24 protein-coding genes are annotated in these 24,271 nt (G+C 68.7%); 17 read left to right on the top strand and 7 right to left on the bottom strand.

The annotated features are described in order from the left end of the window. Window positions 1-83 precede the first annotated feature (83 nt). The 16 genes from ABJI51_RS29140 to nuoN all read left to right on the top strand — a co-directional run bounded on the left by ABJI51_RS29140 (window position 84) and on the right by nuoN (window position 18,292). The gene (locus tag ABJI51_RS29140; RefSeq protein WP_348954223.1) at window positions 84-773 is read left to right on the top strand and encodes a demethylmenaquinone methyltransferase; all 690 of its coding nucleotides are present in this window, start codon (window positions 84-86) and stop codon (window positions 771-773) included. A gap of 10 nt (window positions 774-783) precedes the next feature. Further along, on the top strand, window positions 784-2,070 hold the full coding sequence (locus ABJI51_RS29135; RefSeq protein ID WP_348954222.1) for a geranylgeranyl reductase family protein: 1,287 nt from the start codon (window positions 784-786) through the stop codon (window positions 2,068-2,070). 434 nt (window positions 2,071-2,504) lie between these two features. Continuing rightward, the gene (locus ABJI51_RS29130; protein ID WP_348954221.1) at window positions 2,505-2,924 is read left to right on the top strand and encodes an NADH-quinone oxidoreductase subunit A; all 420 of its coding nucleotides are present in this window, start codon (window positions 2,505-2,507) and stop codon (window positions 2,922-2,924) included. A gap of 4 nt (window positions 2,925-2,928) precedes the next feature. Then, window positions 2,929-3,477 (top strand): NuoB/complex I 20 kDa subunit family protein, encoded by a 549-nt coding sequence (locus tag ABJI51_RS29125; protein ID WP_348954220.1) that lies wholly within the window; start codon window positions 2,929-2,931, stop codon window positions 3,475-3,477. Window positions 3,478-3,481: 4 nt separating this feature from the next. Then, complete coding sequence (locus tag ABJI51_RS29120; RefSeq protein WP_348954219.1) at window positions 3,482-4,231, top strand: NADH-quinone oxidoreductase subunit C; 750 nt, start codon at window positions 3,482-3,484, stop codon at window positions 4,229-4,231. Further along, a complete protein-coding gene (locus ABJI51_RS29115; RefSeq protein WP_348954218.1) occupies window positions 4,228-5,598 on the top strand; it encodes an NADH-quinone oxidoreductase subunit D in 1,371 nt (456 codons plus the stop codon). Before ABJI51_RS29120 ends, ABJI51_RS29115 begins: the two co-directional genes overlap by 4 nt. After that, entirely contained in the window at window positions 5,595-6,452 is an 858-nt protein-coding gene (gene nuoE, locus ABJI51_RS29110) for an NADH-quinone oxidoreductase subunit NuoE (RefSeq protein WP_348954217.1), read from the top strand. The genes ABJI51_RS29115 and nuoE overlap by 4 nt, the downstream gene beginning before the upstream one ends. Continuing rightward, complete coding sequence (nuoF, locus tag ABJI51_RS29105; protein ID WP_348954216.1) at window positions 6,452-7,735, top strand: NADH-quinone oxidoreductase subunit NuoF; 1,284 nt, start codon at window positions 6,452-6,454, stop codon at window positions 7,733-7,735. The genes nuoE and nuoF overlap by 1 nt, the downstream gene beginning before the upstream one ends. After that, window positions 7,732-10,242 carry an NADH-quinone oxidoreductase subunit G gene (locus ABJI51_RS29100; protein WP_348954215.1) on the top strand — a complete coding sequence of 837 codons (2,511 nt, stop codon included), beginning with the start codon at window positions 7,732-7,734 and terminating at the stop codon, window positions 10,240-10,242. Before nuoF ends, ABJI51_RS29100 begins: the two co-directional genes overlap by 4 nt. Beyond that, window positions 10,239-11,588, top strand: a complete 1,350-nt coding sequence (nuoH, locus tag ABJI51_RS29095) for an NADH-quinone oxidoreductase subunit NuoH (protein ID WP_348954214.1) — start codon at window positions 10,239-10,241, stop codon at window positions 11,586-11,588. Before ABJI51_RS29100 ends, nuoH begins: the two co-directional genes overlap by 4 nt. Beyond that, a complete protein-coding gene (nuoI, locus tag ABJI51_RS29090) occupies window positions 11,575-12,099 on the top strand; it encodes an NADH-quinone oxidoreductase subunit NuoI (RefSeq protein WP_348954213.1) in 525 nt (174 codons plus the stop codon). The genes nuoH and nuoI overlap by 14 nt, the downstream gene beginning before the upstream one ends. After that, the gene (locus tag ABJI51_RS29085; protein WP_348954212.1) at window positions 12,096-12,959 is read left to right on the top strand and encodes an NADH-quinone oxidoreductase subunit J; all 864 of its coding nucleotides are present in this window, start codon (window positions 12,096-12,098) and stop codon (window positions 12,957-12,959) included. The genes nuoI and ABJI51_RS29085 overlap by 4 nt, the downstream gene beginning before the upstream one ends. Continuing rightward, window positions 12,956-13,255, top strand: coding sequence for an NADH-quinone oxidoreductase subunit NuoK (nuoK, locus tag ABJI51_RS29080; protein WP_091303926.1), 300 nt, complete (start codon window positions 12,956-12,958; stop codon window positions 13,253-13,255). Before ABJI51_RS29085 ends, nuoK begins: the two co-directional genes overlap by 4 nt. An 11-nt stretch (window positions 13,256-13,266) precedes the next feature. Further along, window positions 13,267-15,168: an NADH-quinone oxidoreductase subunit L gene (nuoL, locus tag ABJI51_RS29075; RefSeq protein WP_348954211.1), complete on the top strand. Its 1,902-nt coding sequence runs from the start codon at window positions 13,267-13,269 to the stop codon at window positions 15,166-15,168. Continuing rightward, window positions 15,168-16,718 (top strand): NADH-quinone oxidoreductase subunit M, encoded by a 1,551-nt coding sequence (locus ABJI51_RS29070; protein WP_348954210.1) that lies wholly within the window; start codon window positions 15,168-15,170, stop codon window positions 16,716-16,718. Before nuoL ends, ABJI51_RS29070 begins: the two co-directional genes overlap by 1 nt. Window positions 16,719-16,720: 2 nt before the next feature. After that, on the top strand, window positions 16,721-18,292 hold the full coding sequence (nuoN, locus tag ABJI51_RS29065) for an NADH-quinone oxidoreductase subunit NuoN (RefSeq protein ID WP_348954209.1): 1,572 nt from the start codon (window positions 16,721-16,723) through the stop codon (window positions 18,290-18,292). A 52-nt stretch (window positions 18,293-18,344) separates the two neighbouring features. On the opposite strand, the gene ABJI51_RS29060 is transcribed toward nuoN, so the two are convergent. Genes ABJI51_RS29060 through ABJI51_RS29030 form a run of 7 tightly spaced genes read right to left on the bottom strand, consistent with a single transcriptional unit; the run spans window position 18,345 to window position 22,858 of the window. Further along, a complete protein-coding gene (locus ABJI51_RS29060) occupies window positions 18,345-19,076 on the bottom strand; it encodes an ESX secretion-associated protein EspG (RefSeq protein WP_348954341.1) in 732 nt (243 codons plus the stop codon). Window positions 19,077-19,108: 32 nt separating this feature from the next. Beyond that, the gene (locus ABJI51_RS29055) at window positions 19,109-20,335 is read right to left on the bottom strand and encodes a PPE domain-containing protein (protein ID WP_348954340.1); all 1,227 of its coding nucleotides are present in this window, start codon (window positions 20,333-20,335) and stop codon (window positions 19,109-19,111) included. Continuing rightward, window positions 20,335-20,961 (bottom strand): DUF3558 domain-containing protein, encoded by a 627-nt coding sequence (locus tag ABJI51_RS29050; protein ID WP_348954208.1) that lies wholly within the window; start codon window positions 20,959-20,961, stop codon window positions 20,335-20,337. The genes ABJI51_RS29055 and ABJI51_RS29050 overlap by 1 nt, the downstream gene beginning before the upstream one ends. Beyond that, window positions 20,961-21,386, bottom strand: coding sequence for a hypothetical protein (locus ABJI51_RS29045; protein WP_348954207.1), 426 nt, complete (start codon window positions 21,384-21,386; stop codon window positions 20,961-20,963). The genes ABJI51_RS29050 and ABJI51_RS29045 overlap by 1 nt, the downstream gene beginning before the upstream one ends. After that, window positions 21,379-21,807: a hypothetical protein gene (locus ABJI51_RS29040; protein WP_348954206.1), complete on the bottom strand. Its 429-nt coding sequence runs from the start codon at window positions 21,805-21,807 to the stop codon at window positions 21,379-21,381. Before ABJI51_RS29040 ends, ABJI51_RS29045 begins: the two co-directional genes overlap by 8 nt. Next, window positions 21,804-22,433: a DUF3558 domain-containing protein gene (locus ABJI51_RS29035; RefSeq protein WP_348954205.1), complete on the bottom strand. Its 630-nt coding sequence runs from the start codon at window positions 22,431-22,433 to the stop codon at window positions 21,804-21,806. The genes ABJI51_RS29040 and ABJI51_RS29035 overlap by 4 nt, the downstream gene beginning before the upstream one ends. Next, window positions 22,433-22,858, bottom strand: coding sequence for a hypothetical protein (locus ABJI51_RS29030; RefSeq protein WP_348954204.1), 426 nt, complete (start codon window positions 22,856-22,858; stop codon window positions 22,433-22,435). The genes ABJI51_RS29035 and ABJI51_RS29030 overlap by 1 nt, the downstream gene beginning before the upstream one ends. 209 nt (window positions 22,859-23,067) lie before the next feature. Between ABJI51_RS29030 and ABJI51_RS29025 the strand changes: the two genes are divergently transcribed. After that, window positions 23,068-24,267: a hypothetical protein gene (locus ABJI51_RS29025; RefSeq protein ID WP_348954203.1), complete on the top strand. Its 1,200-nt coding sequence runs from the start codon at window positions 23,068-23,070 to the stop codon at window positions 24,265-24,267. The last annotated feature ends 4 nt before the right edge of the window (window positions 24,268-24,271 follow it).

Here is a 24,271-nt window from a genome sequence, read left to right as displayed (position 1 = left end):
ACTTTGCTACGGCTTTGCTTTCGGTTTGCCGACCCGGCCCACCTCGCCGCACGCGCGCGCCCTGAGGTGTCTAGATTCGGGTCATGTCACGCGCAAGCCTGGACAAGGACCCGCACGAAGTCGCCGCGATGTTCGACGGCGTCGCGTCCGGGTACGACCGGGCGAACTCGTTCATGACCTTCGGCTTCGACCGGCGCTGGCGCACCACCACCGCCCGCGTCCTCGACGCCCGCCGCGGCGAGAAGGTCCTGGACCTCGCCGCCGGCACCGGGGTGTCGACCGTCGAGTACGCCCGCGGCGGCGCCTGGTGCCTGGCCGCGGACTTCTCCTTCGGCATGCTGCGCGCGGGCAAGCACCGGAACGTGCCGATGGTGGCGGCCGACGCGCTCCACCTGCCGTTCGCCGACGAGAGCTTCGACGCCGTGACGATCTCCCTCGCCCTGCGCAACTTCGTCGACCCGAAGGCCGCGCTCACCGAGATCGCCCGCGTGGTCAAGCCGGGCGGCCGCCTGGTGATCTGCGAGGTGTCGACGCCGCCGTTCGCGCCCATCCGGTTCGTCCACCGGAAGTTCGTCCTGCGCCTGCTGACCTGGGTCGGCAGCCGCACGTCGTCGAACCCCGAGGCGTACCAGTACCTGGCCGAATCCATGCTGACCTGGCCCGACCAGCGCACCCTCGGCGAGATCATCGCGAGCGCGGGCTGGACCGACGTCGAGTGGTTGAACCTCACATTCGGGGTCGTGGCGATCCACCGGGCGCGCAAGCCCGCATAAACTCGCGGCCATGAGCCGTCGTACCGCAGACCAGGACGCCGAAGTCATCGTCGTCGGCGCCGGACCCGCGGGGTCCACCGTGGCCACGTACCTGGCACGCGCGGGCGTCGACGTCCTGCTGCTGGAGAAGACCGAGTTCCCCCGCGAGAAGGTCTGCGGCGACGGCCTGACCCCGCGCGGCGTCAAGCAGCTCATCGACCTGGGCATCGACACGAGCGAGGACGCGGGCTGGGTGCACAGCCGCGGCCTGCGGATCCTCACCGGCGACCTGACGCTGGAACTCGACTGGCCGGACCTGACCAGCTACCCGCCGTACGGCGTCTCCCGCACGCGTCACGACTTCGACGACATGCTCGCGAAGCTCGCCGTGAAGGCCGGCGCGCGGCTGTACGAGCGCACGACGGTCACCGGCGCGATCACCAGCCCGGCCGGGCGCGTCGTCGGCGTCGAGGCGAAGGTCGGGCCGGAGAAGACACCGGTGCACTACCGCGCGCCGCTGGTCCTGGCCTGCGACGGCGTGTCCGCGCGGCTGGCGCTGAGCGTCGGGATCCAGAAGAACGAGAAGCGCCCGATGGGCGTCGCGGTGCGTCAGTACTACAAGAGCCCGCGGCACGACGACCCGTTCATCGAGGGTCATCTGGAGCTGTGGGACCGCTCGGATCCGCGGAACCCGAAGCTGCTGCCGGGCTACGGCTGGGCGTTCCCGCTCGGCGACGGCACGGTGAACGTCGGCCTCGGCATGCTGTCGACGTCGGCGTCGTTCCGGAACACCGACTACCGCGCGCTGCTGCGCCAGTGGCTCGACGGGACGCCCGAGGAGTGGGGCTACCGCGAGGAGAACGCGATCGGCAAGGTCGGCGGCGCGGGCCTGCCGATGGGCTTCAACCGCACCCCGCACTACCGCGACGGCCTCCTGCTGCTCGGCGACGCGGGCGGCATGGTGAGCCCGTTCAACGGCGAAGGCATCTCGGCGGCGATGGAGTCCGCGCAGATCGCGGCGGAGGTCGTCGTCCAGGCGTTGGCCCGCCGCGAAGGCCCTTCGCGGGAACGCGCTCTCGAGGCGTACCCGCGGGCCGTTGGCGAGCTGATGGGCGGGTACTACGCGCTGGGCAACGTCTTCGCGAAGATCATCGGCAAGCCGAAGATCATGCACGCGTGCACGAAGTACGGGCTGCGCATCAACAAGCTCCTGCCGCTGGTCTACAAGGGCCTGTCGGGCTGCTACGACGCCAAGGGCGGCGACGGCGTCGACCGCCTCATCGCGGCGCTGGCGAAGGTCACGCCGAGCCCGCGCTGACCCGGCTCTTGCGCGCGCGGACACACGAGTGGCCCAGCAAGTTGGCCGTGCGGTCAGTGGGATAGCTCACACCGCGATGTCCGGTTTGTCCCGCCGGAACTGGATCTTGTGACGCCTTAGCGCAGGTCGCGCGGGCGCCGTGGCTCGCGCGTGACAACGATGGCGCCAGAACTTAGGCGACCCTTATAACACGGGGTACTAGGGACAAGAGTGTGAGTCGCGTCCTAGACTCCCCCCATGCTTTGTGAATCGCTTCACATCCGCGACGAGTGGCTTGTGAACTATTTCACAAGCGGCTCACGGTCCAGCCACGGGCCGTAAGGAGACCCTGACCCTCGGCGGTGTGACCCAGGTCCCTTAGGGTGCCGACGAGGCCCAGCGGTTCCCCACCACAAGCACAACCGCAGCGGCGCGGAAAGGATGGCGAAGACCCCGTGCTGACGTTGCTGACCCGAACCGACACGGTGCAGCTGGCGCAAGAGGCCCCGAGCCTGAAGCCCTACCTGCCCCTGGTCCTGTTGTTCGTGCTGGCATTGGCGTTCGCCGTGCTGTCGGTCCTGCTGGGCCCGCTCGTCGGCCCCAGCCGGTACAACAAGGCCAAGCTCTCCGCCTACGAGTGCGGCATCGAACCGTCGCCGCAGCCGCTCGTCGGCGCCGGGCGGATGCCGGTGGCCTACTACATCACCGCGATGCTGTTCATCCTGTTCGACATCGAGATGGTCTTCCTCTACCCGTTCGCCGTGCAGGCGAACGCGCTGGGCACGTTCGGCCTGGTGGAGATCCTGCTGTTCATCGCGACGGTCGGCTTCGCGTACGCCTACGTGTGGCGGCGCGGCGGCCTGGATTGGAACTAGACCCATGGGCCTGGAAGAGAAACTCCCCAACGGCATCCTGCTGGCCAGCCTCGAAGGCCTCGTCAACTGGGCGCGCAAGAACTCGCTGTGGCCCGCCACCTTCGGTCTCGCCTGCTGCGCGATCGAGATGATGACGGTCGGCGGTTCCCGCTACGATATCGCCCGGTTCGGCATGGAACGCTTCAGCGCGACGCCGCGGCAGGCCGACCTGATGATCGTCGCCGGCCGCGTCACGCAGAAGATGGCCCCGGTCCTGCGCCAGATCTACGACCAGATGGCCGAGCCGCGCTGGGTGCTCGCCATGGGTGTCTGCGCCTCCTCCGGCGGCATGTTCAACAACTACGCCGTGGTCCAGGGTGTCGACCACATCGTCCCGGTCGACATGTACCTGCCCGGCTGCCCGCCGCGCCCGGAAATGCTGCTGGACGCGATCCTCAAGCTGCACGCCAAGATCCAGGACGAGCCGATCAACGCCCGCCGCGCCGCGCTGCGCGCCGCCAGCGGGGCCCGCACCGAGCTCGTCCCGTCGTCGATCAAGTACGCGAAGAAGTAGGGCGATGAGCGAGAAACCAGAGACCGGCGGCGAGCAGTCCAGCGCCGAGCGCCCGGAAACCGGCCTCACGGCACAGGGGCAGGGCTCGGCCGAAGCCGTCGTCACGGGCCGCGAACGCCGCGGCATGTTCGGCGTCCAGGGCACCGGCGACACCTCCGGCTACGGCGGCGTCCGGCTCCCGGCGTACAGCCCGCCCCCGGCCGAGCGGCCGTACGGCGGCTGGTTCGACCAGTTCGCGGACGAGTTCTACGCGGCGCTGTCGGACAACAAGATCCCGGCCGAAGCGATCCTGCAGACGACGGTCGACCGCGGCGAGATCACCTTCTACGTCGCCCGCGAGCACCTGCCCGCGATCGCGAAGGTGCTGCGCGACGACGGCGGCCTCCGGTTCGAGCTGCTGTCCTCGGTGTCCGGTGTGGACTACGGCGTCGACGTCCCGCAGCGGCTGCACGCGGTCTACCACTTCACGTCCCTGACCTACCGCCGCCGGATCCGCCTGGAGGTCACCCTCGACGTCGAGGACGCGCACGTGCCGTCGCTGGTCGGGATCTACCCGACCGCCGACTGGCAGGAGCGCGAGGCCTGGGACATGTTCGGCATCGTCTTCGACGGCCACCCGGCCTTGACCCGCATCCTCATGCCGGACGACTGGGACGGCCACCCCCAGCGCAAGGACTACCCGCTCGGCGGGATCCCGGTCGAATACAAGGGCGCGGAGATCCCGCCGCCGGACCAGCGGAGGTCGTACTCGTGAGCACCGAGAACCTTTCCGACGTCACCACCGGAACGGACACGAGCACCGAGGGCTCGGACAGCGCGAACTACGCCGACTCCCGCGACACCACCGAAGGCCGCGTCTACACGGTCTCCGGCGGGGACTGGGACGACGTCATCGCCGACGCCCAGCACGACGAGCGCATGGTCATCAACATGGGCCCGCAGCACCCGTCGACGCACGGCGTGCTCCGGCTCGTGCTGGAGATGGAGGGCGAGACCGTCACGCAGCTGCGGTCGGTCATCGGCTACCTGCACACCGGCATCGAGAAGAACTGCGAGTACCGGACCTGGACCCAGGGCGTCACGTTCGTGACGCGCATGGACTACCTGGCTCCGCTGTCCACGGAGATGGCGTACTGCCTCGCGGTCGAGAAGCTGCTGCGCATCGAGGCGCCGCGCCGCGCGCAGCTGCTGCGGGTGATGCTGCTGGAGATCAACCGGATCGGCTCGCACCTGGTCTACATCGCCACCGGCGGCATGGAGCTGGGCGCCACCACCGCGATGACGCTGGGCTTCCGCGAGCGCGAAGAGGTGCTGCACCTGCTGGAGCACCTGACCGGCCTGCGGATGAACCACGCGTTCATCCGCCCCGGCGGACTCGCGCAGGACATGCCGTCCGACTACGTCGAGGTCGTCAAGGCGTTCATCAAGACGATGAAGGAACGCCTTCCGCTGTACGACAAGCTGTTCACCGGCCAGCCGATCTGGCGCAACCGGCTCAAGGGCGTCGGCTACCTGCCGGTGGACGCGTGCCTCGCGCTCGGCGTCACCGGCCCGGTGCTGCGGTCCGCGGGCCTGCCGTGGGACCTGCGCAAGACCGAGCCGTACTCCTGCTACGACGAGTTCGACTTCGACGTCCCGGTCGACAACGGCGCCGACTGCTGGTCGCGCTACCTGATCCGGGTGCACGAGATGCACGAGAGCCTCAAGATCATCGAGCAGTGCCTCGAGAAGCTCGAGCCGGGCCCGGTCATGGTCGAGGACAAGAAGATCGCCTGGCCCGCGCAGCTGTCCATCGGCAGCGACGGCATGGGCAACTCGCTCGAGCACGTCAAGAAGATCATGGGCCAGTCCATGGAGTCCCTGATCCACCACTTCAAGCTGGTCACCGAGGGCTTCAAGGTCCCGCCGGGCCAGGTCTACGTGCCGGTCGAGTCGCCGCGCGGCGAGCTGGGCGCGCACCTGGTCTCCGACGGCGGCACCCGGCCGCTGCGGGTCCACGTGCGCGAACCGAGCTTCGTGAACCTGCAGTCGATGCCCGCAATGGCCGAAGGCGGCCTGGTCGCGGACGTGATCGCCGCGATCGCCTCGATCGACCCCGTCATGGGGGGAGTGGACCGATGACCACAGCAGTTCCCGAGCCGGGCCCGAACTACTCCGCGACGACGCACGCCGCGGCCGGGTCCGACACCGACGTCGTCGCCATCGCGCCGGACCCCGAAGTCGCCGCCGGCATCGTCACCGAGACGCCGCTGGAAGACATCTTCGACGCGGACATCCACGCGAAGGCGCAGGAGATCATCGCCCGCTACCCGATGTCCCGCTCGGCGCTGCTGCCGATGCTGCACCTGGTGCAGTCGGTGCAGGGCTACGTCAGCCAGGAGGGCATCGCGTTCTGCGCGAAGCAGCTCGACCTGTCCGACGCCGAGGTCAGCGCGGTCGCGACGTTCTACACGATGTACAAGCGCAAGCCGTGCGGCGAGCACCTCGTGAGCGTCTGCACCAACACGCTGTGCGCGGCCATGGGCGGCGACGCGATCTACAAGCGGCTCCAGACGCACCTCGGCTCCGAGGAGAACCCGCTGGGGCACAACGAAACCGCGGGCACGCCGAACGAGCCGGGCTCGATCACCCTCGAGCACGCCGAGTGCCTCGCGGCGTGCGACCTCGCGCCGGTCATCCAGGTCAACTACGAGTACTTCGACAACCAGACCGAGGAGAAGGCCGTCGCGCTGGTCGACGCGCTGATGGCGGGCAAGAAGCCGAACCCGACGCGCGGGGCGCCGCTGACGAACTTCAAGGGCGCCGAACTGCAGCTCGCCGGGTTCTTCCCGGAGGACGAGGCGGCCTACCGCCGCGACGTCGACGGCCCGTCGCAGGCCGTCGAGACGTTGCGGGGCGCGAAGCTCGCGCAGGAGCGCGGCTGGGTCGCCCCGGCCGCGAAGGATGTCCCGCTTCCCGAAGTGGAGAAGAAGTAATGGCCGATCCCATTACCCCCGTCCTCACGAAGCGCTGGCTGTCGCCGAACTCCTGGCAGATCGGCCAGTACGAGGCCCTCGAGGGCTACACGGCCATCCGCAAGGCACTGGCCGGGACGCCGGAGCAGCTCGTCCAGCTGATCAAGGACTCGGGACTGCGCGGCCGCGGCGGCGCGGGCTTCCCGGCAGGCATCAAGTGGTCGTTCATGCCGCCGAACTTCGACAAGCCGCACTACCTGGTGATCAACGCCGACGAGGGCGAACCCGGGACGTGCAAGGACATCCCGCTGATGATGGCGGACCCGCACTCGCTCATCGAGGGCTGCATCATCGCCTCGTACGCGATGCGGTCCAACCACTGCTTCATCTACGTCCGCGGCGAGGCGCTGCACTGCATCCGCCGTCTCAACGCGGCCGTGCGTGAAGCCGAGGCGGCGGGCTACCTCGGCGAGAACATCCTCGGCTCCGGCTTCGACCTCAAGATCACCGTCCACGCGGGAGCGGGCGCGTACATCTGCGGTGAGGAAACCGCGCTGCTGGACTCGCTCGAAGGCCGCCGCGGCCAGCCGCGGCTCAAGCCGCCGTTCCCCGCGGCCGCCGGTCTCTACGCGGCGCCGACCACGGTGAACAACGTCGAGACCATCGCCAGCGCGCCCTACATCGTCAACGCCGGTTCCAGCTGGTTCCGCGAGATGGGCCGCGAGAAGTCGCCCGGCCCGAAGATCTACTCGATCTCCGGCCACGTCGAGAAGCCCGGCCAGTACGAGTGCCCGCTCGGCACGACGCTGCGCGAGCTGCTGGACATGGCGGGCGGCATGAAGGACGGCATCCCGCTCAAGTTCTGGACCCCCGGCGGCTCGTCCACCCCGATGTTCACCGCCGAGCACCTCGACGTTCCCCTGGACTTCGAGGGCGCGGCGGAAGCCGGGTCGATGCTGGGCACCACCGCCGTCCAGGTCTTCAACGAGACCGTCTCGGTGCCGTGGGCCGTGATGAAGTGGACCCAGTTCTACGAGCACGAGTCCTGCGGCAAGTGCACGCCGTGCCGCGAAGGCACGTACTGGCTGGCGCAGATCCTCGAGCGGATGGTCGAGGGCCACGGCACCGAGGAGGACATCGACACCCTCCTCGACGTCTGCGACAACATCCTCGGCCGGTCGTTCTGCGCACTCGGCGACGGCGCGGTGTCGCCCATCCAGAGCGGCATCAAGTACTTCCGGGACGAGTTCCTGGCCCTGTGTGAAGCGAACAAGCGCGAACTGGTGGGAGCGCAGGCATCATGACGATCGCCCCCGACAAGCCCGAGACCACCGAGACGCCGGTCCCCGAAGGCCACGTCAAGCTGGTCATCGACGGCGAAGAGGTCATCGCCCCCAAGGGCGAGCTCCTCATCCGCACCGCCGAACGGCTCGGCACGGTCATCCCGCGGTTCTGCGACCACCCCCTCCTCGACCCGGCGGGCGCCTGCCGCCAGTGCCTGGTCGAGGTCGAGATGGGCGGCAGGCCGATGCCGAAGCCGCAGGCGTCCTGCACCATGACCGTCGCCGACGGCATGGTCGTCAAGACGCAGCTGACGTCGCCGGTCGCGGACAAGGCCCAGCAGGGTGTGATGGAGCTGCTGCTCATCAACCACCCGCTGGACTGCCCGATCTGCGACAAGGGCGGCGAGTGCCCGCTGCAGAACCAGGCCATGGCGCACGGCCGCGCGGAGTCGCGGTTCGTCGACACCAAGCGGACGTTCCCGAAGCCGCTGCCGATCTCCACGCAGGTGCTGCTGGACCGCGAACGCTGCGTGCTCTGCCAGCGCTGCACCCGGTTCTCCCGCGAGATCGCCGGCGACCCGTTCATCGAGCTGCTCGAACGCGGCGCCCACCAGCAGATCGGCACCGCCGAGACGGCGGACGTCCTGGCCCTCGCATCCCTCCCGGCAGGATTGGATGCCTCCTCGGCGGAAAAGCTTGCCTCGTCGGGCGGCCAGCCGTTCCAGTCCTACTTCTCCGGCAACGTCATCCAGATCTGCCCGGTCGGCGCGCTGACCAGCGCGGCCTACCGGTTCCGGTCGCGGCCGTTCGACCTGGTGTCCTCGCCGAGCGTGTGCGAGCACTGCTCGTCCGGCTGCGCCGAGCGGACCGACTTCCGCCGCGGCAAGGTCATGCGCAAGCTGGCAGGCGACGACCCCGAGGTCAACGAGGAGTGGATCTGCGACAAGGGCCGGTTCGCCTTCCGCTACACCACGGCCGAGGACCGCATCCGGCGTCCGCTGGTCCGCAACCGCGAGACCGGTGAGCTGGAAGAGGCGTCCTGGACCGACGCGCTGCGCGTCGCGGCGCAGGGTCTGCTGGAAGCCCGGTCGAACGGCGGCGTCGGTGTCCTGCCCGGGGGACGGCTGACCGTCGAGGACGCCTACGCGTACTCGAAGTTCGCCCGTGTCGCCCTGCAGACCAACGACGTCGACTTCCGTGCCCGCCCGCACTCGGCCGAGGAGCTGGCGTTCCTCACCTCGCACGTCGTGGGCACGACGCCGGACTCCGGCGTCACCTTCCGCGAAATCGAACGGGCCAGCACGGTCCTGTGCGTCGCGTTCGAGCCCGAGGACGAGGCGCCGATCGTGTTCCTGCGGCTGCGCAAGGCCGCCCGCAAGAACCGCACCCGGGTCGTCCACTTGGGACAGTGGACGACGTCGTCGGTGCGCAAGACGTCCGGTGAGCTGCTCGCCTGCGTCCCCGGCCAGGAGGCCGCCGCGATCGAGGGCATCGCCAAGCACGCGCCGGACCTCGACGAGGCCCTGCGCGGCGAGGGCGCCGTCGTCCTGGTCGGCGAGCGCGCCGCCGCGATCCCCGGCCTCTTCTCCGCCCTGCACGACCTGGTGGAGCGCACCGGCGTCCGGCTCGCGTGGATCCCGCGCCGCGCCGGTGACCGGGGCGCGCTGGAGACCGGCTGCGTGCCGTCGCTGCTGCCGGGCGGGCGCCGGGTGAGCGACGACGCCGCCCGCGTCGCCGTCGAAAACGCCTGGGGCGTCCCGGTTCCGGCCACCCCCGGCCGCGAAACCACAGACATCCTGCTGGCCGCGTCGGCCCGCGAGCTGGGCGGCCTGGTCGTCGGCGGGGTCGACCCGTTCGACCTGCCGGACCCGGACCTCGCGCTGCGTGCGCTGGACAACGCCGGGTTCGTCGTCAGCCTCGAACTGCGGCACAGCGCGGTGACCGAGCGCGCGGACGTCGTCCTCCCGGTGGCCGCGTCGGACGAGAAGGCGGGCAGCTACCTCAACTGGGAGGGCCGCACCCGTCCGTTCGACACCACCATCGAGGGCACCGGCGCGCTGCCGGACTGCCGGGTGCTCGACACCCTGGCCGTCGAGATGGACGCGGACCTGTTCACGCAGACGCCGTCCGCCGCCCGCGGTGACTTCGAGAAGCTCGGCCCGGCCTCGGCGCTGCGCTGGGGTTACGTCGCCGCCGAGGTCGCGCCGCCCGCGACGCCGGGTGACGGCCAGGCGGTCCTGTCGACCTGGCGCCAGCTGATCGACAACGGGTCCCTGCAGGACGGCGAGCCGCACCTCAAGGGCACCCAGCGCACCCCGGTCGCGCGGCTGTCCGCGAAGACCGCCGAGGGGCTGGGCACCACGGTGACGGTGAGCACCGAACGCGGCGCGATCACGCTGCCGGTGGAGCTCGCCGACCTGCCCGACGGCGTGGTGTGGCTGCCGGGCAACTCGGACGGCTCCGCCGTGTTCAAGACGCTCGGTGCCGGCCATGGCGCCGTGGTGAACCTCGCTGGAGGTGGGCAATGACCCCGCTGCTGACCGAAGCTGCCGTCGGGAGTGTTCCCGACGCGGCGACGCGGGCGGCGCTGCTGGCCGACGACCCGTTGTGGCTGATCCTGCTCAAGTGCGTGGTCATCCTGCTGATCGGGCCGATCCTGACGATCTTCCTGATCGTCTGGGAGCGCAAGGCGGTCGGCCGGATGCAGAACCGGCCCGGCCCCAACCGCGTCGGCCCCGGCGGCTACCTGCAGTCCCTGGCGGACGCGATCAAGCTGCCGTTCAAGGAACAGATCATCCCGGACACCGCCGACCGCAAGGTGTACTTCCTCGCGCCGGTGCTGTCCGCGGTGCCCGCGCTGATCGCGCTGTCGGCCATCCCGTTCGGGCCGGTCGTGTCGATCTTCGGCGAGCGGACCGTGCTGCAGCTGCTCGACCTGCCGGTCAGCGCGCTGGTGATCCTGGCCTGCTCCTCGATCGGCGTCTACGGCATCGTGCTCGCCGGCTGGTCGTCCGGCTCGCCGTACCCGCTGCTCGGCGGCCTGCGGTCGGCGGCGCAGGTGATCTCCTACGAGATCGCGATGGGCCTGTCGATCGTCGCGGTGATCCTGCAGGCCGGGTCGCTGAACCTGGCCGACATCGTCGGCGCGCAGCACAAGGTGTGGTTCCTCTACCTGGTCCCGAGCTTCGTGATCTACCTGATCTCGATGGTCGGCGAGACCAACCGCGCCCCGTTCGACCTCCCCGAGGCCGAGTCGGAGCTGGTCGGCGGCTTCCACACCGAGTACAGCTCGATGAAGTTCGCGATGTTCTTCCTCGCCGAGTACGTCAACATGGTGATCGTCTCGGCGTTCGCGACCACGCTGTTCCTCGGCGGCTGGATGGCCCCGTGGCCGCTGTCGCTGATCGGGAACAACGTCCTCAACACCGGCTGGTGGCCGGTGCTGTGGTTCTTCGCGAAGATGTTCGTCCTGCTCTTCGGGTTCATCTGGCTGCGCGGCACGCTGCCCCGCCTGCGCTACGACCAGTTCATGCGCCTGGGCTGGAAGGTCCTGGTCCCGCTGAACCTCGTGTGGATCGTCATGGTGACCTTCGCGAAGGTCATCACCTGGAACACCGCCTCGATCATCATCGCCGCGGTCGCCATCTTCATCGTCGTCGCCCTGTTCTTCTACGTCCGCGCGGCGAGCCGCGAGGAGGAGAGCGAATCGATCCCGGTGACCGGCGGCGGCTTCCCGGTTCCGCCGCTGGACCTCAAGGTTCCGCAGACCACCCCGCGTCAGAAGGCTTTGGCCAAGGCCGAGGCTAAGGCGGCCCGCCGCAAGCCGGCGGCCGTCGGTACCGCACAGGAAGGAGCGCAAGATGGGGTTTCTTGATCCCGTCAAGGGCTTCGGCGTCACCTTCGGGATGATGTTCAAGAAGGTCGCCACCGAGGAGTACCCCGAGGCCGGTGCCCCCGCGGCACCGCGCTACCACGGGCGGCACCAGCTGAACCGGCACCCGGACGGCCTCGAGAAGTGCGTCGGCTGCGAGCTGTGCGCGTGGGCGTGCCCGGCGGACGCGATCTTCGTCGAGGGCGGTGACAACACCGAGGAAGCGCGGTACTCGCCGGGAGAGCGGTACGGCAAGGACTACCAGATCAACTACCTGCGCTGCATCGGCTGCGGCCTCTGCATCGAGGCGTGCCCGACCCGGTCGCTGACGATGATCAACTTCTACGAGCTGGCCGACGACGACCGCCAGCGGCTGATCTACACGAAGGAGGACCTGCTCGCCCCGCTGCTGCCCGGCATGGAGCAGCCGCCGCACCCGATGCGGCTCGGCGACAACGAGCAGGACTACTACGTGAACGGTCCCGAACTGGCGCGCGGGGAGGCTTCGAAGTGATCTACGCACTTCTGGCCCAGGCCCCGACCGGGGCCGCCGCGGGCGTCACCACCGGCGAGGCCGTCGCGTTCTGGATCCTCGGCCCGCTCGCCCTGCTCGGCGCGCTCGGCATGATCTTCTCCCGCAACGCCGTCCACTCGGCGCTGTGGCTGGTGCTGACCATGCTGAGCCTGGGCGCGCTGTACATGATCCAGTCGGCGCCGTTCCTGGGCTTCACCCAGATCATCGTCTACACCGGCGCGATCATGATGCTGTTCCTGTTCGTGCTGATGCTGGTCGGCCGCGAGAGCTCCGACTCGGTCGTCGAGGTCCTCCGCGGCCAGCGGCTCGCGGCGACGGTGCTCGGCATCGGCCTGGCCGCGCTGCTGGCCACCGGCATCTACCGGGCGCTGGACAACGTCACCCCGGCCGTCCCGCTCGACGCGGCGACGTCCGCAGGCGGCGGGCCGAAGGGGCTCGGGAAGCTGATCTTCACCGACTACCTCTTCCCGTTCGAGCTGACCTCGGCGCTGCTCATCACCGCCGCGGTCGGCGCGATGGTGCTGGCCTTCACCGACCGGCACGCCAAGGGCGGCAAGCTCTCGCAGAAGGAACTGGTGCTGCTGCGCTTCCGCGGCGAGCACGACCGGCCGTCGCCGCTGCCCGGCCCGGGTGTCTTCGCCACCGCCAACTCGGTGGCGACGCCGGCGCTGCTGCCGGACGGCTCGGTCGCGCCGGAGTCGCTGTCGGCGATCATCGAGTCCACCTCGGCGATCGAGCTGGCGAAGGAACGCAAGCTCGTCGCCGACGAGGGCCCGAAGCCGGACGCGCACGCGCTGGTCGGTTCCGACAGCTCCGATTCCGAGGGGGAGAAGAAGTGACCCCGACGTACTACCTGCTGCTCTCGGCGCTGCTGTTCGCGCTCGGCGCGGTCGGCGTGCTGGTGCGGCGCAACGCGATCGTCGTGTTCATGTGCATCGAGCTGATGCTCAACGCCGTGAACCTGTCGCTGGTCACCTTCGCCCGGATCAACGGCGGGCTCGACGGCCAGGTCATGGCGTTCTTCGTCATGGTCGTCGCGGCCGCCGAGGTCGTGGTCGGCCTGGCGATCATCATGGCCATCTTCCGCACCCGGCGCTCGGCCTCGGTCGACGACACCAACCTGCTGAAGTACTAGGAGACCCCCGAGTGACCGCATCATCGTGGCTGCTGGTGGCCCTTCCAGCGCTCGGCGCCCTGATCCTCCTGCTGGCAGGGAAACGCGCCAAGGCCTGGGGGCATCTGCTCGGCTGTGCCACCGTCACCCTGGCATTCGTCTACGGCGTCATCCTGTTCTTCACCGCCGACACGTCGTCCACTGTGGACACCAAGGTGTACTCGTGGATCCCGGTCGGCGCGCTGCAGATCGACTTCGGGCTGCGGATCGACGCGCTGTCGCTGACGTTCGTGCTGCTCATCACCGGCGTCGGCATGCTCATCCACTACTACTCGATCGGCTACATGGCCGACGACGAGGGCCGGTACCGCTTCTTCGCGTACCTGAACCTCTTCGTGGCGTCGATGCTGGTCCTGGTGCTGGGCAACAGCTTCGTGACGCTCTACCTGGGCTGGGAGGGCGTCGGTCTCGCGTCCTACCTGCTCATCGGCTGGTACCAGGGCCGCCCGTCCGCCGCGACCGCGGCGAAGAAGGCGTTCCTGATGAACCGCGTCGGTGACGTCGGGCTCGCGCTGGCCATCTTCATCATGTTCAAGTACGCCGGTTCGACCGGCTACGCCCAGGTGTTCCAGGCGGTCGCCGACGGCAAGTTCTCCACGGGTGCGATCACCGCGATGGCGATCCTGCTCCTGCTGGGTGCCTGCGGTAAGTCCGGCCAGTTCCCGCTGCACGCCTGGCTCCCGGACGCGATGGAGGGCCCGACCCCGGTGTCGGCCCTGATCCACGCGGCGACGATGGTGACCGCGGGCGTCTACCTGGTGGCCCGCTCGAAGGACATCTTCAACGCCACCGAGGACGGCCGCCTGATCGTCACGCTGGTCGGCACGGTGACGCTGCTGCTCGGGTGCGTCATCGGCTGTGCCTACGACGACATCAAGAAGGTCCTCGCGTACTCCACGGTCAGCCAGATCGGCTACATGATGCTGGCCGTCGGGCTCGGGCCGGTCGCGTACGCGCTGGGCATCATGCACCTGGTGGCGCACGGCTTCTTCAAGGCCGGGCTGTTCCTCGGGGCCGGGTCGGTCATGCACGCCATGAACGACGAGGTCGACATGCGGAAGTTCGGTGGGCTGCGCAAGCACCTGCCGATCACCTTCTGGACGTTCACCCTCGGCTACCTGGCCCTGATCGGCATCCCGCCGCTGTCGGGCTTCTTCACCAAGGACGCGATCATCGAGGCGGCGCTCGGCCAGGGCGGCTGGCGCGGCTGGGTGATGGGCGGCGCGGCCCTGCTCGGTGCCGGGCTCACCGCGTTCTACATGACGCGCCTGATGATGATGACGTTCTTCGGCAAGGAACGCTGGAAGGACCTCAAGAGCGCCGACGGCCACGCCTTCCACCCGCACGAGGCCAAGCCGGTCATGTGGGTTCCGATGGCGATCCTGGCGGTCGGCTCGGTCGGCGCCGGCGCGTTCTTCGCACTCGGCCACCGCTTCAGCGACTGGCTGTCCCCCTCGGTCGGCGCGATCGAGGAGTCCCACCACCTGGCGCTCGACGCCTGGGTGGTCTCGGTGCTCACCGTGGTGATCTCACTGCTGGGTGTGGCCATCGCGTACCTGATCTTCCGGCGTGACGTCCCGGTCGAGCAGCCGCAGCGGGTTTCGTTCGTCACCCGGGCCGCCCGCAAGGACCTCTACGGCAACGCCCTCAACGAGACGCTGGTCGCCCGTCCGGGCACCTGGCTCTCCCGGGCGCTGGTGTTCGTCGACAACCGCGGCGTCGACGGCGCGGTCAACGGCCTCGCCGCCGGGCTCGGCGGCGGCTCCGGCCGGCTGAGGCGGCTGCAGACCGGGTTCGTCCGGTCGTACGCGCTGTCGATGCTGGGCGGCACGTTCCTGCTTCTGGCGGCTCTCCTGCTGGTGAGGTTCTCCTGATGACCTGGTTGCTCATCCTCATCCTGGTGCCGCTCGCCGGCTCGCTGGTGCTGGCGTTCCTCAAGGGGAACGACCGCGCCGCGGTGCTGGCCGCGTTCGGGTTCTCGCTGCTCGAGTTCCTGCTGGTGATCCCGTTCTGGCTCAGTTACTCCGCGGCCGGGCCCCGGCTGCAGATGACGTCGAGCTTCGACTGGATCCCCAGCTTCGGCGTGCACATCGCGTTCGGCACCGACGGCATCTCGCTGATCATGATCGCGGTGATCGCGCTGCTGGTGCCGATCGTGGTCGGCGGGCTCGGCACGATGGACAAGCTCCCGGCGGGGCGCAGCGCGGGCGGGTTCCTGTCGCTGATCCTGCTGCAGGAGGCGCTCACGATCGGCGTGTTCGCCGCGACCGACGTCTTCCTGTTCTACGTGCTGTTCGAGATCATGCTGATCCCGATGTACTTCCTCATCGGCGGCTACGGCGGCGCGAACCGGCAGTACGCGGCGGTGAAGTTCTTCCTGTACTCGTTCCTCGGCGGCCTGATCATGCTGGCCTCGGCGATCGGGGCGTACTCGCTGGCGTCGGACAAGCTCGGCAAGGGCACGTTCGACTGGGCCACGCTGGTGACGGTGGTGCGCGACGCGCCACTGTCCACTCAGGTCTGGCTGTTCCTCGGGTTCTTCCTGGCGTTCGCGATCAAGGCGCCGCTGGTGCCGTTCCACACCTGGCTGCCGGACGCGGCGGGGGAGGCGCCGATCGGCGTCGCCGTCCTGCTGGTCGGCGTGCTGGACAAGGTCGGCACGTTCGGGTTCCTGCGGTACTGCCTGCCGATGTTCCCGGACGCCAGCAAGACCCTCGCCCCGCTGGTGCTGGTGCTCTCGGTGATCGGTGTCCTCTATGGATCGATCCTCGCCGCGGGGCAGCGGGACATGAAGCGGTTCATCGCCTACGTGTCCATCGCGCACTTCGGGTTCATCTCGCTGGGCATCTTCGCGTTCAACGAGCAGGCGATGGTCGGCTCGGCGACGTACATGCTCAACCACAGCCTGGCGACCGGCATGCTGATCGTGGTGATCGGCCTGGTGATCGCGCGGGGCGGGTCTTCCCGCATCTCGGACTACGGCGGCATGGCCAAGGTGACCCCGTTGCTGGCCGGGCTGTTCCTGCTCGCCGGTCTGTCCACGTTGTCCCTGCCGGGCACGAACTCCTTCGTCTCGGAGTTCCTCGTGCTCATCGGGTCCTTTGTGGACCAGCCGGTGTACACGATCCTCGCCACGGTGGGCATGGTCCTGGCCGCGGCCTACGTCCTGTGGCTCTACCAGCGGCTCTTCCAGGGCCCGGTCCGCGGTGACGCTCTCGTGGGTGCCGGCGGCGGCCCGGGCACGGCGATCGCGCCGGAACTGGGTGCGAAGAAGGCCATCAAGGACCTCGGCGGCCGGGAGATCGCGATCCTGGCCCCGCTGGTCGTGCTGATCATCTTCCTCGGCTTCTACCCGAAGCCGGTGCTCGACACAGTCACCCCGACGGTGCAGCAGACGCTGTCCGCGGTTCAGGGAGGCAAGTAACCGTGCCCGACATCTTCCTGACCCAGGCGCCGGAGCCGCCGGTGCAGGTGCCGTCGATCGCCTACGCGGCCGTGCTGCCGGTGCTGATCGTCTTCGGCGCGGCCTGCGTGAGCGTGCTGGTCGAGGCGTTCTTCCCGAAGGGCTCACGGTTCCGCACCCAGGTCGGCCTGAGCCTGCTGGCGATCGTGGGCGCGGGCGTCGCCCTGATCGTGTACGCGACGGGTTCGGCGCCGGCGGGCGGCGTGACGACGTTCAGCCGGTCCATCTCGGTCGACCGCCCGGCGCTGTTCCTCTGGGGCACGCTGCTGGCACTGGCGCTCGCGGCGGTGCTGCTCATCTCCGACCGCGTGGTCGAGCCGGGCGGCGCGCTGGTGGCGCAGGCGAGCATCCGGCCGGGGACGGTCCAGGACCGCGCGCAGACGGGCACGGTCATGCAGACCGAGGTGTTCCCGCTGACGTTGTTCGCGCTCGGCGGCATGATGGCGTTCTGCGCGGCGAACGACCTGCTCACGATGTTCATCGCGCTGGAAGTGCTGTCGCTGCCGCTGTACCTGATGTGCGGCCTGGCCCGGCGCCGACGTCTGCTGTCCCAGGAAGCGGCGGTCAAGTACTTCCTGCTGGGCGCGTTCTCCTCGGCGTTCTTCCTGTACGGCCTGGCGCTGCTGTACGGCTACGCGAACTCGGTGAAGCTGGGTGACATCGCGGCCGCGGCGGCGGGCTCGGACCGGTCGGACACGCTGCTGTTCGCCGGGCTCGGCCTGCTGGTGGTGGGCCTGCTGTTCAAGGGCTCGGTGGGGCCGTTCCACACGTGGACCCCGGACGTGTACCAGGGCGCGCCGACGCCGGTGACGGCGTTCATGGCGGCGTGCACGAAGGTCGCGGCGTTCGGCGGCATCCTGCGGGTGCTGTCGGTGGCGTTCTCCTCGACTTCGTGGGAGTGGCGCGGGGTCCTGTGGGGCGTGGCGATCATTTCGATGGTGATCGGCGCGGTGCTGGGCCTGACCCAGACGGACGTCAAGCGCATGATCGCGTACTCGTCGATCGCGCACGCGGGCTTCCTGCTGATCGGCGCGATCGCGATGACGTCGGAGGGTCTGTCGAGCACGCTGTTCTACCTGCTGTCGTACGGGTTCACGACGCTGGCGGCGTTCGGCGTGATCAGCCTGGTCCGCGATTCTTCCGGCGAGGCAACGCACTTGTCGGCGTGGGCGGGCCTGGCGAAGCGGTCACCGCTGCTGGCCGCGGTCTTCACGTTCCTGCTGCTTGCCCTCGCCGGGATCCCGCTGACGTCCGGTTTCGTCGGGAAGTTCGTGGTGTTCTCGGCGGCGCTGTCCGACGGCATGGCGCCCCTGGTGGTGGTGGCCCTGGTGTTCAGCGCAGTGGCGGCGTTCTTCTACCTGCGCGTGATCGTCCTGATGTACTTCTCGGAGCCGGCGGCGGACGGCCCGTCGGTGTCGGTCCCGGGCTTCGGCACGGGAACGGCGATCTTCCTCGGCACGGCGGTGACGCTGGTGCTGGGCCTGGTCCCGGCGTTCGCCCTGTCGTGGGCCGGCTCAGGCGGTTTCGCGCTGTAGGTTCGTTGATCCGTGAAGGCCCCCGAGCCGGTTCTCGGGGGCCTTCACGCATTCACCGGTCCAGGCTCGCGCGCAGGGCGGCAAGCTTCTGGCCGAGCAGCCCGGGTTCGCCGGGCAGCACGGTGATGTAGCCGCCGGCCAGCTGCAGGGCGACACGCCCGGCCTCGACGTCGAGGTAGCTGAGGGAGTCCCGGGTGAGCGTCCGCTGGCCGCCATGGTCCCGTTTCGCGGCGTAGAACTGCCCGACCCCGAAGTAGGGCTGGGCGAAGATCTCGTCGACCTGCCGGGCGGCCCGGCTGCGCGCGGGGGCGTCGTCGTAGAGGTCGTGGCCTTCGTCCCGCCGCCGGAATTCGTCCTGGGGGAGCGAATAGGGCGTGAACCGGGCGGGAGCGTACGGCGGCAGCAGGGCGACGAGCGCGTCGACGGGGCTTGTGTCCGGTTGCACGCTCTCGAGCCGGACATGCTCACCCCGGCACAGAGCGGCAACGGCAAACCGCCCCTGGACGGCGACGAGCACGCCGACCTGTTCCTGGGTGTCGCGGGCGTAGGCGAAGTATTCGGTCGCCGGGCGGTCCAGCAGGTGCAGAAGGTCTTCGAATTCCGGGGTGAAGCTGTTTCCCTGGGTGAGGCCGTACGGGCCCAGTTCTTCGAAAGCCTCCCGGCTCACCTGGTTCTCCACTGACGGCGGAATGTACCGCAATCCACCGGCGAAAATCTGGTGCGGCTCACCGCACCCGGCTTGCCGCATGGCGGTCAGCAGGGTGTTCAGCGAGAATTCGAGCACCACGGTGTTCCTCCCCTTGTGTGGCTGTGGTGCTATCGCGGACGCCGCTCACCGATCACCGGCGGCATGGGCTTTTCGATATCGCCCCCGAAAAGCCCGTCCGGATCCGGATTCCGCAGATAGGCGGCGGCTTTCTTTTCTTTGTCCTCTTCTTTTTTGCCCTGCCCCGCCGCGGGGGCGCCCATGGGCATGCCGTTGGCCCCGCGGGAGCCGGGAGCCCCGCCGCCCATCCCGGGCCGCCCGACGGTTTCGCCGGGCATACCGCGTCCGACGCCGGAGCCGGGGCCCATGCTGCGGGCGCCCGGTCCGCTTCCGGTGGCGTTACCGCCTCCCCGGTAGCCACCGGTCCCCGAGCCTGACCCGCTGTATCCGGCGCCGGGCCCGAAGTCGCCTCCGCTGCCGTAGGGACCGAACTCACCGGGCCCGAGGGCGTTGATCGGCTGCCCGGTGGGCCCGAACTGGTAACCGTTGCTCGCGGCGGGCGGCATGACGGGCTTGGGCACGTAGCTGTTGGCATGGGTCTGGTCCGACCCGGGCGGCCGCCCACCGGTGACCTGGTTCGGGGGTTGCGTGGGCGGCCGGTACTGGTTCGGGGTCTGGGTGGCCGGCCGGTCCTGGTTCTGCTGCGGAGTCCCCGGCTGCCGCGTCTGGGCCCGGGTCTGCTGCCGGCCATCGGTCCCCGTGGTCCTGCCGGTTGTTTTGTCGGCGGGCGGCGGAGTCCCGGTGTCCATGACAACGGGCGCCCCGGAGTCGTTCAGCTGGGCGTACTGGGCGGGCATCTGGGTGCCGTTGGCGGTGCTCGCGTAGTGGTAGACGCGAAAGGCGTCGATATTGGCCTGGCTGTCGGCCTGCCACCCGGCCACCTTGGTCTGGAAGGACTTGCCGTTCCCGTTGAACAGGCCGAGAATATCCTCGGCGGTGATTTGAGGCTGGGCGGAAACGGGTTTAACGGAGTTCTTGGCCGTGCCGAAGGCAGTAATCTGAGCCTCGACGGCATCCTGGGCGTTTTTGAGGTGAACAACGTCGTCGACGGCGGCCTGGACGAGCGGCACGGTCGAATCGGCCGCGGCATTCCCGGCGGAGCCTTGCCAGCCGTTCGTCGTCTTGACCGCTAGCTTGCTGATTTGCTTGGCCCGTTCGGCCAAACGCTTGCCGAGCTGGTCAGTGCTGTCGTGGGCGTCGATGAGGGACTGAGTGCCCTCGCCACCGGTGAGCTGCTCGTAGATCTGAGCGGCGGTCAGCGGTCCTTCGGCGACCATCACTTCCCCGCCTTCAGATTGCCTAGCACCTTGGCCGCGACGTCCCGTGCGGCGGCACACGGGTTTCTCTTTCCGACCTTCTCTTCCGATTGCGCGATACTGATGTCGACGGCCTGTGTGTCGCTGGTCCCCATGGCTACCGTGCAGCGCCCTTTGGCGGACTGGTCGCCTTCTCCGTCATAGGCGACCAGCGGGTAGCCATCGATCGGGTCCAGCGGTTCGAAGAACGGGTAAGTCGTTCCCTTTGCTCGATAGACGCTGGTAAGCCCCAGCTTGTCCACGTTGGCGAAGATTACGTGCACACCGGCCTGAGAGCTGTCGGCTGCGTTCCAACTGCAACTCGGGCCGGCCTGACTGTCCGGCTCCGGTTTGGGGGTGATGCCGGACCCCAGGAGCTCTTCGATCTGGTTGGGCGTGAGCGAGTCGCAGGGCGTCTGCTGGAAGTGTGTGATGTCGATGGGGTTCTCGACCTTCGGAACACCAGGCCCGGGAACTTGATCCGTCGAGCCGGACGGCGACGCCTGGCTGGGTGTGGGGGCCGATGCCAAGGGGGAACCGTCGTTCTTGGGCGTGCATGCGGTGAGGACCAGCAACGATCCACTGATCAGGAGGATTGCACGGCGCATCAGAGACTGCCTCCGGTTCGATGGATCTCGGTTTCGTGCGCGTCTTCAGTTTTGGCGTATTTCCCCAAGGCTGCTTCGAATTTCCTCGCCATCGACCGGCAGTACTCCTCACGGGCGCTGAGGGTCGCGAGGAGTGCCCGGCCCGATTTTTGGACCTGCACGGCGTTGCCGCCGCTCGCATACTCGAGGCCGGGTCCCTTGGCGCGCGCGATTGTGTTCGCTTCGTCGCGGTCGAGCTTGAACTCGTCGGCCAACGCGGCCCACTCCTTGGCGAGCTGTTCCAGCGTCTCCCGGTCGTACTTGAAGCCTGGTCCGCTCGCTCCCGACCCGGCGGGCATCCCATAGGTCCCCGCCGCGGGCGTGACCGGCCGCAACGGCGCCCGGCGGGTGTTCGGGTCGTAGACCGGTGGCTGCCCGTCAGGCATGGCCGCGCACCCCGGTGGCAGGGCTGAGGCGCCCCGAAGCCGTCGTCGTCACTGTGCTCTCCCCTTGGCTGCAGGGTGCTCCACCCCGGGCACCCTGCGTAGTACGACGCGCGCAGGTCTTGGCAGTGCCGAAGGCAGTGATCTGCGCCTCGACGGCGTTCTGCGCGTTCTTGAGGTGGACGACATCGACCGAGGCCGTCACGAGCGGGACAGTCGCGTCGGCCGCAACGTTTCCGGCAGATCCCTGCCAGCCGTTCGTCGTCTTGACCGCTGGCGCGCTGATTGGCTCGGCTCGTTCGGCCAAACGCTTGCCGAGCTGGTCAGTGCTGTCGTGGGCGTCGATGAGGGACTGAGTGCCCTCGCCACCGGTGAGCTGCTCGTAGATCTGAGCGGCGGTCAGCGGTCCTTCGGCGACCTTCATCGAGCACCTCGTAGATTGCCCACAACAGACTCGGCGACACCATGGGCCGCTTCGCACGGGTCCTTGTGACCGATGTTCTGTTTGGACTGCGTGATGGCGATGTCGACAGTCTGCTGGTCGCTGACGCCGACGGCTACTTGACAGATGCCATCGGTTTTCCGGCCGTCGGTTATTCCGTATGCGACTGCCGGATAACCGTCCACTGCATCCATCGGCATGAAAAACCGATACTTTGTGCCCTGCGCCTGGTAAATGCTGGTAAGACCGCGCTTGTCCACAGTGGAGAACATCACGACAACGCCGGCGTCGCTGACGGTTGGCGGATGTATGCTGCAACTTGGGCCGGCCGGAGCGTCCAGCTCGGTCTTGGGTGTAACGCCGGCTCCCAGCAGCGTTTTGATCTGATCGGCAGTCAGGGAATCGCACGGCGCCTGGAGAAATCGTGTGACATCGATCGCGTTGTCGACCTTGGGCACTCGCGGCCCTGGCACGGCATCGGCGGTGACAGGCGCCTGCGTCTGACTGGGCCCACTGCTGTCGATGGGTGACGTCGTCTTGGCTTTCTCGGGAGAACAGGCGGTGAGAGCCAGCAACGATGCGCTGATCAGAACGAATAGGCGGCGCATCAGAGGCTGCCTCCAGTCTGCTTGATGTCCGTCGTGTGAGTTTCCTCGGCGGTGGCGTACTTCCCGAGAGCAGCTTCGAACTTGGCGGCCATCGACCGGCAGTATTCTTTGCGCGCCATGAGCGTTTCGTACAGCGCACTGCCGGAGCGATTGATCATGTCCGCGTTGTTGCCGCTGGCGTACTCCACCCCTGGCCCCTGCGCGCGTTGGATCACGGTCGCGTAGACAAGGTCGTCAGAGAAGTCGTTGGCCAGCTGGTTCCACTCCTTGGCGAGCTGTTCCAGCGTCTCCCGGTCGTACTTGAAGCCTGGTCCGCTCGCTCCCGACCCGGCGGGCATCCCATAGGTCCCCGCCGCGGGCGTAACCGGCCGCAACGGCGCCCGGCGGGTGTTCGGGTCGTAGACCGGTGGCTGCCCGTCAGGCATGGCCGCGCACCCCGGTGGCAGGGCTGAGGCGCCCCGAAGCCGTCGTCGTCACTGTGCTCTCCCCTTGGCTGCAGGGTGCTCCACCCCGGGCACCCTGCGTAGTCCGACGCGTCGGAGATTACCAGGGTTCACGATCACCGGTGTCGCCTCTGGAGAACATCCGTTCTGTCCCGAATCCCGCACGTGACAATGCGTGATAACCAATTCGGTTGAATGTTCTCGCCAAAGCTGGAACGGGCTGGTCGACGTGGAATTACCGCCGCATACTCTGGGTAATGCGATCTCTGCGACAAGCTGTCGGCATCGTCATGGTGTGCCTTCTCGCCGCGGGCTGCGCTGTCGAGACCTCCGTTGCGACGCGGCATCCGGCGCCGTCACCGCGGTGGCATCCGAAGCTGCCTCGGCCCGCTGACCGGGACGAAAAGGCGGTCGACGCCACCCTCGCCGCACTGGACTTCTGTTCCCTTCTCGACCCCGGCGTCTACGAGCGCCGGAAGATTACAGGCGCCGCGCCCGTCACCCGGGAGGCGCGAGTCTCCGACGGCCGGCGTCAGTGTGACCTGGTCCGGGACAGCTTGCCCTTGATCACCGTTCGTGACGAGCCGCCGGAGGTTGCTGCGCTGCGGAACGACGGCGCGATCGTCGACCTGGACGGTGTGCAGGGTTACCAGACCGAGCGGTACGTGCACGGCCAGACCGTGGGCTGCAGCGTGCTTGTCCCGGTCAGCTTTCTCCGGGCCGTGCGGTTCGAGATCGCCTACGGTGCGCGTCAGGACAACGCCCAGTGCGAAATCGTGCGCGACTTCGCCACCGCAGGAGCCCGTTCGCTGCCGGGCTATCCGCCCGGCGGCCAGGACTCCGGCCGCGTCGGGGCCTGCGCGAACATGGTCGTCAACACCGATGGGAGCAACTGCGATCCCGCCGTCGACGCCGAGGTTCCCGCCGGTGGCGTGGACGCCGTCCTGAACGCGGGCGCGCGCGATCCCAACGTCGAATGCGCGGTCTTCCGCGCCGCCGTCGCGGCAGTGTTCGGCACTGCCTTCGAACCGGTGGCGACGCCGGGAGCCTGCTGGTTCGTCGAACCGCAGCACCGCCTCCAGATCGAGGTCGGCGCGACCGCGCTGGGGGACAACCCGGGCATCTTCGGTTCGGATCCGAACCTCTGGACAGACCGGCAGATCGTCGTCCTCGGCACCAAGCCTGCCGTGGTCTTCCGCACCCTGAGCGGCAACGAATACTCCGTCCACGCCTCCCCGTACGGAAACCTCGACGTCCGAGGCCAGGTGCGCCTGCAGATCAGTGCCGAGCGGGAGCGCGGCATCGACTCGGACGTCGCATCCACCCTGCCGGCGGACGCCGCGCCGAAGGCCAGAGCGGTTGTCGCCCAGGTGCTCGCACGGTTCCGGTGAGCGA

The sequence above is a fragment of the Amycolatopsis melonis genome (assembly GCF_040064235.1).
Taxonomy (GTDB): Bacteria; Actinomycetota; Actinomycetes; order Mycobacteriales; family Pseudonocardiaceae; genus Amycolatopsis; species Amycolatopsis melonis.
This window is presented reverse-complemented; position numbering and strand designations above follow the sequence as displayed.

What these genes read in the sequence shown, in the direction of transcription:
- nuoH (WP_348954214.1), top strand. Translation starts at nt 10,239, where the DNA reads ATGACCCCGCTGCTGACCGAAGCTGCCGTCGGGAGTGTTCCCGACGCG.
- ABJI51_RS29045 (WP_348954207.1), bottom strand. Translation starts at nt 21,386, where the DNA reads ATGCCTGACGGGCAGCCACCGGTCTACGACCCGAACACCCGCCGGGCG.
- ABJI51_RS29070 (WP_348954210.1), top strand. Translation starts at nt 15,168, where the DNA reads ATGACCTGGTTGCTCATCCTCATCCTGGTGCCGCTCGCCGGCTCGCTG.
- ABJI51_RS29135 (WP_348954222.1), top strand. Translation starts at nt 784, where the DNA reads ATGAGCCGTCGTACCGCAGACCAGGACGCCGAAGTCATCGTCGTCGGC.
- ABJI51_RS29040 (WP_348954206.1), bottom strand. Translation starts at nt 21,807, where the DNA reads ATGAAGGTCGCCGAAGGACCGCTGACCGCCGCTCAGATCTACGAGCAG.
- ABJI51_RS29140 (WP_348954223.1), top strand. Translation starts at nt 84, where the DNA reads ATGTCACGCGCAAGCCTGGACAAGGACCCGCACGAAGTCGCCGCGATG.
- ABJI51_RS29050 (WP_348954208.1), bottom strand. Translation starts at nt 20,961, where the DNA reads ATGCGCCGTGCAATCCTCCTGATCAGTGGATCGTTGCTGGTCCTCACC.
- ABJI51_RS29030 (WP_348954204.1), bottom strand. Translation starts at nt 22,858, where the DNA reads ATGCCTGACGGGCAGCCACCGGTCTACGACCCGAACACCCGCCGGGCG.
- nuoI (WP_348954213.1), top strand. Translation starts at nt 11,575, where the DNA reads ATGGGGTTTCTTGATCCCGTCAAGGGCTTCGGCGTCACCTTCGGGATG.
- ABJI51_RS29125 (WP_348954220.1), top strand. Translation starts at nt 2,929, where the DNA reads ATGGGCCTGGAAGAGAAACTCCCCAACGGCATCCTGCTGGCCAGCCTC.
- ABJI51_RS29055 (WP_348954340.1), bottom strand. Translation starts at nt 20,335, where the DNA reads ATGGTCGCCGAAGGACCGCTGACCGCCGCTCAGATCTACGAGCAGCTC.
- ABJI51_RS29100 (WP_348954215.1), top strand. Translation starts at nt 7,732, where the DNA reads ATGACGATCGCCCCCGACAAGCCCGAGACCACCGAGACGCCGGTCCCC.
- ABJI51_RS29035 (WP_348954205.1), bottom strand. Translation starts at nt 22,433, where the DNA reads ATGCGCCGCCTATTCGTTCTGATCAGCGCATCGTTGCTGGCTCTCACC.
- nuoE (WP_348954217.1), top strand. Translation starts at nt 5,595, where the DNA reads ATGACCACAGCAGTTCCCGAGCCGGGCCCGAACTACTCCGCGACGACG.
- nuoF (WP_348954216.1), top strand. Translation starts at nt 6,452, where the DNA reads ATGGCCGATCCCATTACCCCCGTCCTCACGAAGCGCTGGCTGTCGCCG.
- ABJI51_RS29120 (WP_348954219.1), top strand. Translation starts at nt 3,482, where the DNA reads ATGAGCGAGAAACCAGAGACCGGCGGCGAGCAGTCCAGCGCCGAGCGC.